The 16,213-nt window shown below is 46.6% G+C and carries 16 protein-coding genes; 9 read left to right on the forward strand and 7 right to left on the reverse strand.

Annotation, left to right across the window (positions count from 1 at the left end):
• Window positions 1–55: 55 nt before the first annotated feature.
• The 4 genes from QT987_RS28160 to QT987_RS28175 all read right to left on the reverse strand — a co-directional run bounded on the left by QT987_RS28160 (window position 56) and on the right by QT987_RS28175 (window position 1,598).
• Window positions 56–427 (reverse strand): helix-turn-helix domain-containing protein, encoded by a 372-nt coding sequence (locus QT987_RS28160; RefSeq protein ID WP_445299738.1) that lies wholly within the window; start codon window positions 425–427, stop codon window positions 56–58.
• A gap of 266 nt (window positions 428–693) precedes the next feature.
• Complete coding sequence (locus QT987_RS28165) at window positions 694–831, reverse strand: hypothetical protein (RefSeq protein ID WP_333246663.1); 138 nt, start codon at window positions 829–831, stop codon at window positions 694–696.
• 16 nt (window positions 832–847) lie between these two features.
• Window positions 848–1,285: a hypothetical protein gene (locus QT987_RS28170; protein ID WP_333246665.1), complete on the reverse strand. Its 438-nt coding sequence runs from the start codon at window positions 1,283–1,285 to the stop codon at window positions 848–850.
• Between the two features lie 88 nt (window positions 1,286–1,373).
• Complete coding sequence (locus QT987_RS28175) at window positions 1,374–1,598, reverse strand: hypothetical protein (RefSeq protein ID WP_333246667.1); 225 nt, start codon at window positions 1,596–1,598, stop codon at window positions 1,374–1,376.
• A 137-nt stretch (window positions 1,599–1,735) separates the two neighbouring features.
• On the opposite strand from QT987_RS28175, the gene QT987_RS28180 reads away from it, so the two are divergent.
• The 3 genes from QT987_RS28180 (at window position 1,736) to QT987_RS28190 (ending at window position 3,925) form a co-directional block, all read left to right on the forward strand.
• On the forward strand, window positions 1,736–1,981 hold the full coding sequence (locus QT987_RS28180; RefSeq protein WP_333246669.1) for a hypothetical protein: 246 nt from the start codon (window positions 1,736–1,738) through the stop codon (window positions 1,979–1,981).
• Between the two features lie 193 nt (window positions 1,982–2,174).
• Complete coding sequence (locus QT987_RS28185; protein ID WP_333246671.1) at window positions 2,175–2,720, forward strand: hypothetical protein; 546 nt, start codon at window positions 2,175–2,177, stop codon at window positions 2,718–2,720.
• Window positions 2,721–3,424: 704 nt separating this feature from the next.
• Window positions 3,425–3,925 (forward strand): hypothetical protein, encoded by a 501-nt coding sequence (locus tag QT987_RS28190; protein WP_333246673.1) that lies wholly within the window; start codon window positions 3,425–3,427, stop codon window positions 3,923–3,925.
• Window positions 3,926–4,134: 209 nt separating this feature from the next.
• Here QT987_RS28190 and QT987_RS28195 read toward each other — a convergent pair whose 3' ends face one another.
• The 3 genes from QT987_RS28195 to QT987_RS28205 all read right to left on the reverse strand — a co-directional run bounded on the left by QT987_RS28195 (window position 4,135) and on the right by QT987_RS28205 (window position 9,866).
• A complete protein-coding gene (locus QT987_RS28195; protein WP_333246674.1) occupies window positions 4,135–8,532 on the reverse strand; it encodes a DUF4347 domain-containing protein in 4,398 nt (1,465 codons plus the stop codon).
• Between the two features lie 395 nt (window positions 8,533–8,927).
• Window positions 8,928–9,080 (reverse strand): sulfotransferase, encoded by a 153-nt coding sequence (locus tag QT987_RS28200; protein WP_333246676.1) that lies wholly within the window; start codon window positions 9,078–9,080, stop codon window positions 8,928–8,930.
• A 432-nt stretch (window positions 9,081–9,512) separates the two neighbouring features.
• A complete protein-coding gene (locus QT987_RS28205; protein ID WP_333246678.1) occupies window positions 9,513–9,866 on the reverse strand; it encodes a hypothetical protein in 354 nt (117 codons plus the stop codon).
• 727 nt (window positions 9,867–10,593) lie between these two features.
• On the opposite strand from QT987_RS28205, the gene QT987_RS28210 reads away from it, so the two are divergent.
• From QT987_RS28210 to QT987_RS28235, 6 genes are all read left to right on the forward strand, one after another.
• Window positions 10,594–10,995, forward strand: a complete 402-nt coding sequence (locus QT987_RS28210) for a hypothetical protein (RefSeq protein ID WP_333246680.1) — start codon at window positions 10,594–10,596, stop codon at window positions 10,993–10,995.
• Complete coding sequence (locus QT987_RS28215) at window positions 10,970–11,110, forward strand: hypothetical protein (RefSeq protein ID WP_333246682.1); 141 nt, start codon at window positions 10,970–10,972, stop codon at window positions 11,108–11,110. The genes QT987_RS28210 and QT987_RS28215 overlap by 26 nt, the downstream gene beginning before the upstream one ends.
• A 413-nt stretch (window positions 11,111–11,523) precedes the next feature.
• Window positions 11,524–11,673, forward strand: coding sequence for a hypothetical protein (locus QT987_RS28220; RefSeq protein WP_333246684.1), 150 nt, complete (start codon window positions 11,524–11,526; stop codon window positions 11,671–11,673).
• A gap of 221 nt (window positions 11,674–11,894) precedes the next feature.
• On the forward strand, window positions 11,895–15,434 hold the full coding sequence (locus QT987_RS28225; RefSeq protein WP_333246685.1) for a plasmid replication protein, CyRepA1 family: 3,540 nt from the start codon (window positions 11,895–11,897) through the stop codon (window positions 15,432–15,434).
• Window positions 15,428–15,607: a hypothetical protein gene (locus QT987_RS28230; protein WP_333246687.1), complete on the forward strand. Its 180-nt coding sequence runs from the start codon at window positions 15,428–15,430 to the stop codon at window positions 15,605–15,607. The genes QT987_RS28225 and QT987_RS28230 overlap by 7 nt, the downstream gene beginning before the upstream one ends.
• An 84-nt stretch (window positions 15,608–15,691) precedes the next feature.
• On the forward strand, window positions 15,692–15,904 hold the full coding sequence (locus tag QT987_RS28235) for a hypothetical protein (RefSeq protein WP_333246689.1): 213 nt from the start codon (window positions 15,692–15,694) through the stop codon (window positions 15,902–15,904).
• Window positions 15,905–16,213: the final 309 nt, after the last annotated feature.

The following is a 16,213-nucleotide window of genomic DNA, read 5'->3' on the forward strand; positions in this document are numbered from 1 at the left end:
AACAAACTACATTGAAATTTAGTCGGATTTAACTGTAGCATATTTTGGGTTCCAGTTAAGATGCGTTTACCCTGGGTCTACCGCTGCGTTTCCCGTTGCTATCACCTTTCAGGAAACGATCAAAAGTTACCTTAACTCGCTTAACTACATCTTGAAGAACTTGAGAGTAAACTCCGGCATACCAAGGATGAGTTTTCTTGAGTTGAGGTAACGTCTTTTTCTGGCTGTAATAGTCGGGATTTTCCCGCAGTTCGGGTAAGTGGCAAACTAGCGGACACGCATTGATGGGAGAACGATTTTGTTCGTACCAATTAAATCGATCTGCCAACAAATAGTTGTACTGAGCGCACAGCAGAGACAGCCATCTGTCAATCTCAGTGGCTTGCAACTTTGTTGGACGTAATCGATACTGGTAAGAAGTTCTCATTGAGTAGTAAATGTTTGATTGCAGTCGCTACGCATCAATTAGTGTTAATGTACCCGAATACGTTACTTGATGTCAAGTGCATGAGTGAATGTTTTATCCATAAAATAAGAGAGGTTTCTAGCCTTAATTGCTAGTATTTACCACCAAGTATTGACACGTCGAAGAATTTGTTTGTCTCGTCATCCACCCGCTCACTGCTCAATGCTTGCGCCTGTGAGATTGCTCTTCGGGTGGAATCCTCACCTCACCGCGTCTTTCATCCCACACTAACCGAAGCGGTATAGTGTGGGGATTCCCGTCTGTTTAGCTAAATAATCCAGAAAGTTCTTGACGTGAGGTACATCCCAGTCAGCCACAGCAGTGATTGCCTCATCGACCTGACCATGCCACAGATGAGCCTCCATTGTTCGCAAGCGTTGATTAGAGCCACCCAGTTTGTAGAGGTTTTCCGCATCGGTGATACCAATCTAAAATCTCTAAACGTTTCTCAAATGAAGCAATCCCAGCTATCAAATTCCAGACCCCTGGATGTCCATCACCCAAACAAGTAATTGGCTCACCTAAAGGTTGTCGATTCACCCAATCCAATAGCTTGTTATTATCTTGAAAGAAAGCGGCACACTGTTGATGATGCAACGCCACGGCTTTGTAGTCTCGCCATTCACTGGCTTCTCCTAAGTCGGTTCTTAATCTTGCCTTGCCTCCATCTAAACTCAAAGCGGTAACAGTTTTCTCTGCTACAGCCTCCACAAATTCTTGGCGATGTACTAGCCGTTGTTGCGTACTGTGGGATACGTATATTCCTGTCAGTTGTTGTAAGTCTTTGGTGGTATTAGCATAGGATACGTTGGCGCTCAATATTAGGCAGCATTTTTCTAAGTGAGGGCTTAATCTTGTCCCTTTCTTTAGTCCGAGTTTTTTACTTTGTTTTTCTCTTACTCGCCATTTACCCATGCAGGTCTGGATTTCTCTGGCTCTGCCTGCTTCTGTTTGGCTGCTGCTGCTTAAAAAATTTTCCAATCTCTGGGGCTACTTCTTTGAGGACATGATCTCTAACCGCTAATTCAATACTGCCAAAGTCTTTTAGCTGTTCTGATGGTGTATTCTTGAGTAAGATAGCGGATACTTTTTCTAGACATTTTTGCAGTTCTTGAGTTTCTTCTGGGGTCATATTTTTCTCACTCGTAAGTGTGTTTTTACATTTTACATAATTCTTGCATAGGACTGTTGCAAGTATTTATACTCATTGCATAATTGAGATGCTCCCCATCAATTCCTCCCGTCACACCGGGGTAACGAGCGAGCGGCTTGAGCGACAGCTCGATCGCCCACAACGGAGCCCAGAGAATCCGAGAGGCGATCGGCTACCCATCTCGCGCCGTAGCTTCAGCTATTGAGGAGGATCTTGCGATGGCAACCGACGCGGGCCTTTCTTGCATCCACCGATGTTTTGGCGATCGTCGGCGGATGGTGGAATTTGCCCAGTTCAAACAGCTTGTGAGTTCTCCGGCAACAACCGGAAAAGGCATAGGCGTTGCTGATTCTGGCGTATGAATAAACTTTTTGTTTGATGTTACAAAACTCACTCTACTTGGCTTATAGCCATTCCAAAAACTTGAATTCATACCTGTATTCAGCAACGCCTAATAGAGGAGAGCGCGCACGCAATACTTGCAGAGGTCAAGATTTAGCTGAATAACCTTTAACCCCGTAAGATCGAAGGATAAACTTGGAGGCAAGCCTGCTTATGTCTTGGTGGAAAAAACCATTAATTGCTATGACAGTTTTACTGGCTACAGGATTCAGTTATCCAGCAACCGGGGATTCAACCTCAGCACAAGGCGAGATATCGCACATCCAGACTATCGCATTCGCTGAATGGAAATTACTATCGCCAAAAGAAGAGCAATTTTCAATCCTAATGCCCATCGGAAACATCGAAAGAAACTTAATGGGGAATGGAACCCAAAAAGATTACACAGTCCGCACCGAGCAAGAAGTTTTCACCGTAGCCTTGTGGGATATGTCAGCAAAAGTGAGGGGAAAGGAGGCGAATCTACTAGCCGACATAGCTGCGAAACCACAATCGAATTATAGGCTTATTAGCCAAAGAAAATTTGCGTTGAACGGCAATCCCGGAATTGAACTAAATTACACCAGCGAGAAATATCCAAATCAGAAGCTAATAAAGCGCTGCATCATTGCACCAGGAACCTTGTATCTAATCATCGTGGTGTCGTCAGGCACGCCAACCCGAGCCAAAACTTTCCTGGATTCGTTTCGGTTAAAGTGAGTTTCGGCAGCAGCGAAACTACAACTCCCCAGAGCGATCGGGATTTAGGTCACTGAATCAGTATCCGATGTCAGGATTTAACTGAATTTATGAAGTACAGCTTAACAACCCGGAATCGGGGCAGGCACGGGGGTTCTGCCCCTAAAACCGATTTGTTTGTACTTCACGAACCCGCAAAAGTGCTGTAATAGTCAAGTGTTAGCATCATTCTCAAATGAAACCACCACCAACGGTTCCACCATTGGTTCGGGCAGAATTCCGGCCGAGAGCGACTGCAACACTTCCAAAGCCGGAGCCACCTTCTCAGAAGGAGTGCGGCGATCATAGATTTGAGCCTAAGTCTTCTGAGAGTGAGCCATCAACTCCGCCAAAGCCGTCAGCACTGTATCCTCCGCTCCCGACAATTTAAGGTGAGTAACAATGGAATCCCTCACCATGTGCGGTGTAAACACTTGGCCTGTCAACCGATAGCTCCGATGACGAAAGTAACTACTCAAAGCGCTAGTGTCAAGCGGATCGTCATTGACAGGATTAAACGCTGAGCAATTACAGGCGTTACTCAGTTGGTAATCTATAAACGTCTCGCAAGGCGTTTCTACCCCCCATAAAAAAGGTTTTTTTTAATCCAGTCACTTGTCCAGTGATCGACTGGACTAATCCGAGTTACAATTTGTCCAGTACCAAACTGGACAAGTAACTGGACTATGGAAACTTACCCGATCGCAAGCCTGCAAGAGCGCTACAACCTAAGCAGCAAGCAATCTGTGTACGATCGCATAAAAGCTTTATCGATCGAACCAGTAGCCCGAGGCAAAATATCCAGTGACCAACTAGATCAACTGGACAAGTTAAATCAGCATCTAAAATCTGGCGGCACCCTATCTGATTTTGAGAGCAGCCACACCGAAATTTTCAAAACAGAAGCGATCGAACCTACGACCTCAACAGCTATAAATCAAGACAGAGAAAACTTTCTTGAACTCATCGAGGCGATCGCCAGACATATTGCAGCAACTCGCGACCCTTTACAACATTACGCAGCGCTGGAACAGGCGATCGCCTCTGGTTGGATTCTATCAACAGCCGAAGTTAGATCACTCATCGGAGTTAAGCCCAGTGGCGATCGATTCAAGCGGGGCGCTTTCGTATTCATCCGAGCCGACAAAGTGGGGAATCAGGCTGGATGGAAAGTTGAAAAAATATGAGATTTTAAGGCGATCGCTTTGAATAATGGTTGTTCAGCACCAATGAAGTTTGATCGCTCATCAGAGTCAAACCACACGACGTTCAAATCAATCGCGGAAGCTTTGCGTTTGTATAGAGAGTTGGTGATGTAATTAGGTATGAGGATGAAATATTTAACTACTTTCGGGACATATTAGTAGACCAAGGATTCCTCGCCCTACTAACAGCCTTAAAGCAGAGTAATTGCAGTCGATGCCGAAGCGCCACTCGAACCTGGGCCCAAGCCCAAATTCACCACCCCACCAGCCAAACCCGGAAGATTGTTAATCGTCAGACTAACGCTAGTTTGACCGGGATTAAAGTTCACCGTACCGGACGAAGGATTCACAGCAAAGGGACTAATGTTGTAGTCTACGTTGTTCACAGGTTGACCGCCACTAGGGGCAACAATCAAATAGTCCACCGAAGCCGAAACCGAAATATCGCCAGTCCGATTAATCGTAACAACTCCAGAACCACCATCAATAATAGGATCGGGAGACGAACCGTAAGAGAAGAAAGTCGGAGGCACAGCATTAGAAATCCCTTGATATTCAATGTTCCGCACCAGGTAGTCAGAACCATCGCTTTTGAAGGAAGTGGCGGCGTAGGCAGCGGTAGGGCTATCGTAGGCTTTGGTGGAAAACCGCAGTTCGTCAAAAGTAGCGCCGGTCAGAGAGTCTCCTACTATCTGGAATTTGAAATTGCCATCAGTGCGATCGCCAATGAAAGTAGCTCCATCTGAAGACCGAGTGATCGGTTTTGGAGCGCTCGGAGCGTTGAGGCGAGCGATCGTAAAATTGGTGGCTGGTACCAGAACCCCATTATTAAAGATTTGCAGGAAACCAACTTCATTGCCTTGATCGCCCAATCCTGGACTTGTTTTGGGACTTAATGCACTGAGGTCGATCGTTGTGTTAGTGATGTCTTGGTTATCTGCCCATTTCACCTTCAGCGCCTGAGATTGATTGGTGTTGGGGTTATGGTTGATTTCTGCCCGAATTTTCCTGGCGTCGGTGAACCAACCATCATAAGAGGATGGGACACCAATACCAGCAACAGCGCCGTAGCTCAACCAGCTTTTAGGGTTTTCATTCGTTGCTAAGGTGAGGTTGCTGATGACATTCGGGTTAAGGTAGTCAGTTTCAAAACCATCAAAAGCTATCCCAGACAGTTTGATGCCTTGATTCTGGGCGGCATTCGGCCATTTTGTGATCAGGTCACTAATGCTGCTGTAATTATTGGTTTGACCCAAAGAACCACTAAGAGGTGGCGCGGGAGTGGGAGTCGGCGTCGCAACATCAATACTAAAAGTACCTAAATTGCTAGCAGCAGCAAAATTACCGCTAGCATCCTTCACCTGCAAGGCTTGCAAATTAACTGTGTAAGTACCATTATCAGCATTATCCCAAGTTCCCCCAGGCGGCGTAAACGAATATGTCGCTGTTCGCGGGGTACCATTGCTATTAACATCAACACTAACAAAGGTAGCAGGAATAGCCCCACCTGACCCATTTATAACAATGTCAGAATTATTCAGACTGCTAACATCAACTCCACTACTATCGCTGAAAGTAACTGTCAATATCTGACTTGTACCACCTGCTGTAGTAATGTTAGGAATTGTACCCAAGTTAGCAGTAGGTGCAGTAACATCAGCAGTACGAGTTAATTGAGTTGCTGCTGTATTACTATTACCTACTGCATCCGTAGCTTGAGCCCCAAGTACATCAACTGTGACAGCGCCATCCGCAGTAGGGGTGACATCAAATGTGTAAGTTTTAGCGTCAACTGTGACAAAGTTTCCGACAGTCGCATTGGCAACGGTAATATCAGTATTATCAAATCCGGTGACATCTTCACTGAATGTGGCTGTGACGCTAAATGGTGCATTGACTGTGGTTGCGGAAGTTGATGTTAACCCAACTGTTGGCGCTGTAGCATCATTCGTGCGAGTCAGTTGTGTGGCTGCAGTATTGTTATTACCGGCTGTATCAGTTGCTATTGCCTCCGGTACATCAACGGTGACAGCGCCATCTGCATTAGGTATGACTGTAAAAGTATAATTGCTGCCACTACCTGCAAAATTGCTAACAATGCCGTTAGTAACATTAACTCCAGTCGCACTAAATCCTGTGACGCTTTCGCTGAATGTTGCTGTGACGAAAAATGGTGTGTTTGTGGTGGTGGGGGATGCGGATGTTAAGGCTACTGTGGGGGCTGTAATATCAGCAGTGCGAACAAGTTGAGTGGCTGCGGTATTGTTGTTACCAGCGGTATCTGTGGCTGTAGCAGCCGGGATATCAACTGTGACTGCGCCAGTTGCAGTTGGTGTAACTGTGAAAGTATAAGTTGTGCCGCTACCTGTGAAGTTGCTAATCGTACTGTTAGTCAGAGTCACGTCAGTGTCAGTAAATCCTGTGACGCTTTCGCTGAAGGTTGCTGTCACATCAAAGGGTGCATTTGTGGTGGTGGGGGATGCGGATGTTAAGGCTACTGTGGGGACAACAGTGTCTACAACCAAGGCTTTGCTATCCGCTAAAGATTGTCCGGTAGGAATAATCAATGTTGCGTTATTTCCCGCAGCATCTCTTAATGTTGCACCTCCTATTAAAGTGATGCCAGTTGAGTTGAGGTCGGTGCTATTTTGTCCTGCTGCTGGAGTGTAAGTGCCGACAGGAGTAGTGCCGCTGAAAGGTGCAATAGTTACAGTACCACCTGTGTTTAAGGCAACAGTCATGTTACCGCCTGCTAAGGTAACTGCTTCGCTGAAGTTGACGGTGACGTTGATGTTGCCGGTTGTGCCGTAAGTGCCGTCAGTGGTGGTAGAGGTGATGCTGGTGACTGTGGGTGCTGTCCCATCGATTGTCAAATTAACTAGACTCGAAGCCTCAGAAGTATTACCCGCAGTATCGGTGGCTGTAGCGGTGAAGGCATAAAGGCCATCGGCTAAAGCTGTCGTGGGGGTAAATGTCCAATTTCCCGAAGCATCCGCTGTGGCAGTACCCAAAGGCGTTGTGCCTTGTAAGATGTTAACTGTAGTATTGGCTTCAGCGGTTCCCGCCAGAGTGGGAGTGGTATCGTTGGTTGTGCCACTGGTAGTAGTGATCGTGGGGGCTGTGGGTGCGGTGACGGCATTTAAAGTAAACGCCAGAGAGTTAGAAATGGTCGTCGCTCCAGTGATAGCTCCCAGGTCGTACTGAACTGCAATACCATTGTCTTGGTTGGGGTTTGTGTCGTAGGTGTTTGTGAGATTGCCACCGCTTTGTACTGCGCTGAATGGAGTAGCATAGAAACCTGAGTACCAGCGGGAAAATTCACCTTGGTTTTCCAGGAAGCCCATAAAGCTTTCGGTCGGCAGTCCAGCATCTTTGCGAACTCCAATGAACTTCGGGTTATCAGTGGTTCCGGTCACCTCCGTCTCTGCAGCCGTTAAGCCATAGGCGGGGCCCGCATCGCCGCCAGCGAGGAATGTATCGAAGCCCTGATATAGCTTGACGGGACTGGTGTTTCCAGCCGGAGCCGTAATATTAAACACTTGGGAGAACAGAGCTTGAGGAGCAGCATAGCGAGTCACCCATTGGACCTGAAAATCTGTTGCTGAGTCGTAGGTATTGTTACTATTGACATCTGCATAGAGAGTGGTTGTCACCTGATACGGGTTAGGGGAAGTCCCGACACCAGAAACCGCCGATTGGGTCAAGAGTTTTAGCCCAGTGTTGCCTGCTGGATTAATACCCCTATTAGCATAAGTCGTGATCCCCACACCAAGACCCAGGAAACCGCTAGGGGTAGAACCAGAAAAGGATTGGAAAGCGTTATTTCGGTAAATCTGGAAGACTCCAGTGTCGTATATCTCGAGTTTGAGACCGTTGGTGCTGTTGGTTCCCCCTGTAGGATTCATGGTTTGGAAGGGGAGAACGGCTGGGTATTGCGCCAGAACTTCAGGGGAAAAGGCCAAGGATGAAGCTTTGAGATGGCTAGTACCTGCAACCTCGGACAAATTCCAGGTTCCGCCACGTTCAGAGGCACCTACGAGGGTCTTTGCTGCGTAAACAGTTGCTCCGGTCAACTGGTGTAATTTCGAGATCAACTCGGAACCCGCATCGCCAGTTGCTACATTACAGCCATAGAGGAGAATATGGGGTGCCTCCCACTGTTGTAGTCGAGTCGCGTAGCGGTTGAGGGTCTCTAAACTCAGTTGTGTATTGCCCAGGTAGAGGCTGCCCGGACTGCCGTGGGAGATGATATGAACGGCTTCGACAAAATTAGAGTTGCCCAGAATTTGGGTAATTTGCTCCACCCCATCTCGTTTGGGATCAAGAACCACTGCTTCGATACCGGGAACGACCCCCGCCACGAGCATCTGGTAATCTTCAACGGTAGGGTCGATAAAGGCGATCGCTTTTTTGGTAGTCCCGACAAGGGCTATATCTTCAATCAAGGCTTGAGTAATTTGCTCGATCGCGCTCAAATTGTCATTTAAAATTACAACTTCAGCGGTATCAGCGTTTTGAATCAGGCTTTGATAGTCCTGTAGGTCGGAGTCTACGAAAGTGATTTGCTTGTTCATGTTTGGTACGTTCATAATTGCTGAAATCCTTGATATCTATTGTTGACATTCAAGTCTGGTCGGGGTTTCAACCCCCACCTCGCTTAAGTCCTCGCTATGAGGACTGAATAATTTATTAGTCCTATTGCTCAAATCAATCGGGCTGTAAAATTGTTAGCCCGTTCCGCTGGAGCATTAAATAAATAATCTGGAAACATCAAAGGCGTTGCGCCGAATTAGTAGCTCGATGCTGTCCATAATCCCAGCGATGTTTCTGACACAGCAGATCACTTTGGCTTCGGGAAATAGTTCCAGAATTAATGACAATTTGCTGCATCACCGGCGATTGGTGTCGGTGATCACTTGTCGCTCAGTTGGCGGGTGGTAATAAGCTGTGCCTGTTTTTGTTCAGAGGAAATGAATACGGAAAACTAATTGTCTTCGCTCACGGCTGACAGCATGCGATCGATTTGCGCCCCAACAGGGGAAGTCATAGCGCTGTGAAACCGGGGATTTTGTCGTAGTAGTGCAGCCAGTAAAGTAGAGCCTGAGCGGGGTAGTCCTGATATGAAGTGGGAGTTCACTGGCTTCCCGTGGCAATGAATGTATATAACGTAGATGCAACTTTAATGTATCATACCACAGACATATCTTTTATAGCATACTTTTATTTAACACTTCGCAACACAACATCCAGGTTTACGATATCTTTACAATCTAGACATCGTGGGTTGGCTTTCCCTATCTCTATCGTTGCTTCCGGCCTCTGCCTCTGTAAAGTCGGAAAAGTCGGATCATAAAGTCGGAAAAGTCGGATCTTTGCCATGAGGACATAATTTAGACATCCAAGAGAGGCTGTGGGTATGAGGGTTTACTTGTTTTAGCGGAATTTTATTGGCTATTTTGCGAGACAGCATAAAGGTTGACGATATCTTGAGAATCTAGACATCGCCCTTGTTAATTACTCTGGAATTTTTGACCGCAGATGGTGGCGGATGTACGCGGATGGACGCAGATTAGGATACAGTTTGTTTAGTCACTTCGACATAAATATGTTCTAACCGCACCGGATACCGAGCGATTGAATCAATAGAAATTCCATCGAACAGCAAAATAATTTCTTTTAATTCTAAACGTTCCGGCAGCCAAAAAGCTAAATCGCTACCGTAGCGGCGGGGAATGAAACTGTATTGTTTAGCGGGGGCGATGGCTTCAGCTTCTTCATCGGTTTTTACCACGATAATTTCTTGAGCAGGAATCACTTTTTGCAACTCCTCCAAGCTGCCCTCAGCCACAATACTGTCATTCTTTAAAATCCTAATTCTATGACACAATCGCTTAGCTTCATTCAACAAATGAGTTGTTAGCAAAAACGCATCCCAATGCTAAAAAAAGGACGCGGATTAAACCGAAACTTTTCCCAAGGGCGATCGCAACTCCCAGCCCGCTATCTTGACCAACGAGCGTTGGCGTTAACTTATTCGCCCGTTTCCTCGTCTTTGCGTGTTTTGTAGTAGCAGGGTATCGCAATTAACTCCTGCACAAATATAGCCGGGTATTTAGTTATTTACTTAGTTTTACTTGCTATCACTGAACTGCCCGACATTGGCTAACTCATTACCAGTCGGGCTTCTTGCTGTTTTTGCTCAAGCGTGAACTTGAGCAAATTTGGTACTCATCATTGGAGTTATGGTATTTACTCACAAATATAGGCACATTGAAACAAGCTGTAGAAGCCTTTTAATGTCGGAGTGGTATCGAATAAATGTTTAAGGACTGTAAAACAGGAGCCTATGATTTTGAAAAAAGCTACACTTGTGACGACCGCCTAAAACTTTAATTTTATTGATAGTTTTGGCTTACAGTTGCGCTATTTTACAGGGACGTAAGTTTAAGCAAATGGGGATTTAGAAATACATCGATCGCCTGATTGAGTCGAGGCGATCGCAACCAAGCCAGCAACAGCAGCGAAAGCTAAGCGGGGTAAGGCAAGTAAAGGTGCTAGTTAATGTCTAGTAACCCTCTAGCATTAAATTCTCACAATTCAACCCAAACCATGCCGACCGCCATTCCTTGACCTTTATTACAAAGAAGTAAATGAACAGTTCCGATCGATTAGACCGAATAGAAGCAATCCTTGCAGCCACCGCTGTGCAGCAGCAGGCAAACACCGAGGCTCTGACCAGGCTGGAAGCTCAGACTTTTGCCAACTCCGAGGCGATCGGGCGGTTGGAAGTTCAAACTCTTGCCAATGCGACAGCCATAGATCGGCTGACCGAGCGGATTGACCAACTCACCGATCGCGTTGACCGACTGGCTCAACGTTTTGACGCTCTTGTTTCAGCAATCGGGAGCCATCAAGAAGCGCTGAGGCTGCTTTCCCAGCAGAACAACGAATGGCGAGAGCAAATGCGAATCATTCAGACAGAAATTCGCGACATCTGGCAGTACCTCAACAACCAACTCCGTAACCGTGGCAACGGCGGCGGGCAAAACTGAAGCGGCTGCCGATCGAGCGTGGAGAAGTTGGGGCGGTGCGGGCGATCGGTGGTGTGGGGAGTTGCGGGCGATCGGGAGTATTTACTTGAATTTAATAGTATTTACTTGTATTTAATAGTTTGTATCTGCCCTTTTTTTGCGTAAAATATACTTTTTTGCGTAAAGTATAAACCTTGCAAACTCGCTCGCCTACCTTGCCTGTCACTGTATTTTTACTCAAATTTGCGAACCTTTTTGCAAGTTCGTAACGGCGAATAGCTGATATTTGATTTGTGTGTTTAACACAGTCAAACTGGTTTTGCAAGAACTCTTAAAAGTTCTTTTGGGCGGTGCAGGCGATCGAGCCAGCCAGCTTTATGGCTGGTTTGGCTACAAAATTACCTGATATCTGTCGAATTGCGAAAATTGATGTAAATTAGCCAGAAAAAATTGACCCAAACTAAAATCTGCTGTAAATTGTTGTTAGCTAAAACGACGAGGTAAAAAATGCACCCACAGAATTGGAGCCAGCAACGGCGTAGCGTAACAATGTACGTAACCGAAGCTGAGTATCAAGACATTATCAGTAAGGCGGAATTGCTTGCTCAATCGACTTCAAAATTCACAAGACAAGCTGTAAAAACTTACATAAAGCATTTAGAAAGGCATCTCGAAGATGCTGCATCTATTGCAGCGTAAGGTTTGCAGTAAATTTGCAGGCATTATTTCTACTCGTTTTTAGCCCAAAAAAAAAGGCTACACCCGTGTAGACGAGAGCAGCAATAAAAAAAATAAATCATTTTAATAATAACCCCATTTGTCAAAACAAAGTTGACAACCAGGGGCAAGCTCCAGACAACAGACAATAATCTCTCTTCTATACAGGTGTAGCTGGCAAACCTTCCACGGATGACCCAGCTATGTCTACCATTTTACCAGATTCCGATAACTTTGGTCAATCATTACCAAGTTTAGATAAGTTTGATCCGACAATTTTAGATAATTTTGACCAAGATTCGCTAAAAAAGCTTGCTTACGAGAAGTGCTACCAGGATGTCGTAGTCAAGTCAGGCGTTGATGAGGAACTCCTCCCCCTCAACTTTGACCCAGACTTCGGAGACGGAGCCTATAACGGGATTTTTCGCGACTCCGACCTCAAGAATGAAACATCAAACAAAGACAGCAGCGGTGGCAGCAATATAAAACCCGCGAGAAACTACGCCAGATGCACAGGTAGCGCGGGGTATTTCCTCAATGGTCAGTTTTATTTGCCGTCTGATTTGGCTGGCAGTACAAAAGTTGCTTTAGCTGGCCGCATCAAAAAAGAAGGAATATATAGGCCGCCCGGTTTACCCGCGATCGGTTACTTCGTGAATGGCCGCTTCCGGCAAACAGATGGGGAGCCGATCGCACTCAACATCAAAAAAGAAAAGAACAAAGGATTCGGCAAAGCTACCACAGAGAAGTTAGAGGCCCGCCGCTATCACCAGCCCTACGGGAAGCCTTTAAAGATATTTTTCGCACGGATTACTCTTCGTATTGGGGAGAAGGTTGCAGCCAAGGCAAAATTGCCAATGCCAGAATTTCCCGTGATTGGATTACGCGGGGAATGGCTTGGTTTTTGGGACTGGGCACGTGAGAGCGGTTGCCCCATCATCATTACTGAAGGTGAGAAGAAGGCAGCGGCATTAATTAGCAGAGGGTATGCTGCGATCGGGTTGCCTGGGATTTACACGGGGTACAGAGTTACGCAAAAAGGGGACTGGGTATTTCAATCTGATGCCAAAGACGATTATCAAAAGGCAGCAGCGCGGGAACTACACACAGCACTCCAACCGCTTGACACAGCAGGACGCGAAATCACGATCCTTTTTGATTACCGCGCCGGGGATTATTCCCAGAGTGTAGAGTTCAAAGCAGCCAACACCACAGCCAGCCTGTTCAGAAGTGCGATCGTCAAAATCGGCAAGTTACCCGGCCCTGAAAAAGGTGCTGATGATTTTCTAGTTGCCGGCGGCGACATTGACGTGGTTTTAGCTGATGCGAAAAACTACCGCAAGCTAGCGATCGAGAACCAATGGCGACGCAATCGACAATATACTCCCGATCGCACAATCAACTCCCGATACTTTCACGCACCAGCACCCGCAATCGGCACCATCATGGGTGTTAGAAGCGGTTTAGCAACCGGGAAAACTCAATTCTTAAAAGATGTTATTGCTAGTAACCCAGAAGGCAAAATCATCGTGTTGGGGAGCCGGAACGGGTTACTACTACAGACTGCTGAAAAATGCGGGTTTTACCATCTCAATGCTCACAATGGGTATCAGATGTTTAAAGACCCAAACGCCAGACTCTGCCTGTGTTTTGACTCCATGCTCAAGCTTCCTCCTGAGATTTTTGAGGGAGCGATAATTATTCTGGATGAAGCCGAAAGCGTACTCAGACATTTACTGATGAGTCCTACTTTGAGGCACGATCGGGAAGCAATTAAAGAGCGATTTTCTCAGGCTTGTTGTGATGCCGATCGAATTCTTCTACTCGATGGCCACCTTACCGATTACACAGTCGAGCTTGTCGCAAAACTTGCAGGCAACAAAACAGTAACAAAGCATCTGAACGAGTTTAAGGGAAATTGCCCTAAAGTCAGCATTTACGAAACTGAAAAGGCAACCCCAACAGCGGCAGAAAAACAGGATTTTATTAACCTCATAGCAAACTCAGGTTGTCCCGTAATTGCCACTGATTACTCTGTTCCTGAAGCTGAAGCCCTTGCTATGGCTCTCACCGACAGATACGGTAAGGGGTTACTAATTTGTTCAAAAAACTCCAACGAACCCGACCAAATCGCATTCCAGACTAATCCTGATGCTTGGATTGAGCAAAACAATCCACCTTGGATTATTTATACCCCAACACTTGAGAACGGCCTTGATATAAGCAAATGCGGATGGTGTACTGATGTTTTTGGATTGTTTTGTGGAGTTCTAGGGGTTAACTCTTTGATTCAAATGCTGCGGCGGGTGAGGCATCCGCTCAGGCCAATTTCGGTTCTCTGTCCTCGTTTTGGGCTTTCTGACAGTTCCGATCGCACTTCTTACTACGCCAACCAAATCAAGCTCCAAATTGAAACAACTCTGAGGATTGAAAGCCTACTGTTAGGGCCCGAAGAATACCAGGAAGACATCAAAGCCAATCTTGACAGGCAATTTGCAGACCCACTTTTTTGGGCTCGTTGCCACTTTGAATCACAGGAAAACTTAGAGAAATCCGAGTTAAGAGAATTTTTGGTCGAAGCTTTGACGGACGGCGGGTATGAAGTTGATCGCCCGTCAATCGGCAGTGACGACTCAAAGAGCCACTTTGAAAACAAAGTCATCTGTAAGGAAAAAGAAGCACAGGAAATATTCGAGGCTCCTGATATCTCGCCAGAAGAAGCCCACGATATCGCCCGCAGCAATAAGGCAACCTGGCCCGAAAGATACCAAGCGGAAAAATGTCGGCTTAAATCCCTACTTCCGGGAATTGAGGATACCGAGCTTTGGAAATGGGAATTTGTACACCGGGTGAGATTCAAGAACCGATTGCTCCTACGCCAATTGGAAAATTCATGGCTCTTTAACCATCCAGACGATGCGGAATACTTGCAGAAATTGAAGTGGGAGACGGGGAAGCTCGAAAGTTTTGCCCCCGACCACAGTTCGCAGTGGCTGAAACTTAAGACGCTAAGCAAGCTTAACCTTACGCAGTTTTTAGACCCCGATCGCGCTTGGTCTGAGGAATCTCCCGAAATACAGGAGGTTATGAGATGGGGGAAAAATAAGGATGTCTCAAAAATACTAGGGAAGCCCGGTAAGAGCAGTTTCAAATACGTTAACCGACTTTTGAGCCTTATCGGCGTGTCGCTAATAAGTCGGCAAAGCAGGAAAGAAGGCAAAAAACGACTTTACACCTACCACTACCAACCTGAACCCACGATACGCCTAACAAAAAAAGGCCCTGTCCGAATATGCTCTTTACCCGAAAATTGGCCCGAACTTTCTGCCCTGACCGCGGCCAGAATGAGTCAAAAAGTCGAAGCTAAAAAGGCTGCTACAAAATCGGCTGAAACGGACGCCGCATATAGTCTAGATGCTGTCATAGATAGTGCAGATTTTATTAATACTCAAATAGAACCATCTATGACAGAAACTACCCCAGAAAATACAACGGCGGAGAGCGTGGCGGGTACTGTTTCCAAAGTCGTGATCGAGGCAGAGGCAGAGGCAGAACATCCGATAGCCCGGTGGATAGGATGGGTTAACTGCTGGGGTAAATGGGTAGAAGCTCGTGTCGCTGGCTGGTGTGAGTACGGAACGCGCTATGTGGTGCAATACCTGCAAGCTAGCGGGGATATTGGGGAAATGCTTGTTTTTCCTGAGAACTTTGTGCAGCAGGCAGAGGGAGGCGCGCCATGTTAGAAACTACGCAACAGTCCCGATCACCCGTAAAGTTAGACCCCCCCACCCACGCCGAATGCCTTGAATTTGTCCGCGCCGCAATTGCCGAAGCCGATCGCGAAGTTGCTCAAGACGTAGCTGGCATCCTCAAGGAAGTTTGCCAGCGGGGCCACGCCGATCGAGCCGCCATCTGACGCGACCTTACCGACACTGAAAAGCAGCAATTCCAAGAACTGCTAATCCCGATCGCCTACCACTTCGCCACCAGAATCAAACAGGTGATCGGCTGGAGTTCGCCCGGAGTTGCTTTTGGGATTAATTGCGATTTGGAAGATGCGATCGACCGTGATGAAGTGGTGGCGGCGGATGTGGTGGAAGCTGTCGGCGATCGGCACTTCCTAGATTTTCAGGAATTGGTCGCGCGTTGCCCAAAATATTTTACCGAACTCCCCGCACCGTCGATCGAAGCCGCCACCAAAAAAATTAGCTGATTTTTTGTGTGCCCTAAAGTCAGGCAAGTGCAGTATAAAATCAGGCGTTTGCAGTACAAAATCAGGTAAATACAGGTATTTGCAGGGGCTGCACTTTACCTGTATTTACCTGAAAATATCCTGCAAATGCCTGAATTTTTCCGTCAACTTGCTGCTTTTCTGTGTCGAGCGTGCATTTGTCTATTGAGGTCGGTTATGGCTGTTCTCTATCGGTAGCAAGCAATGGTTTTGCGATCACAAACCTGACTTTTACGCGCAGAAACAAAAACAATGCACCCTCATGAATGCGGTAATCCTAAGTGCAAGGCG

The organism is Microcoleus sp. SVA1B4, from assembly GCF_036700545.1.
Lineage (GTDB): Bacteria > Cyanobacteriota > Cyanobacteriia > Cyanobacteriales > Microcoleaceae > Microcoleus.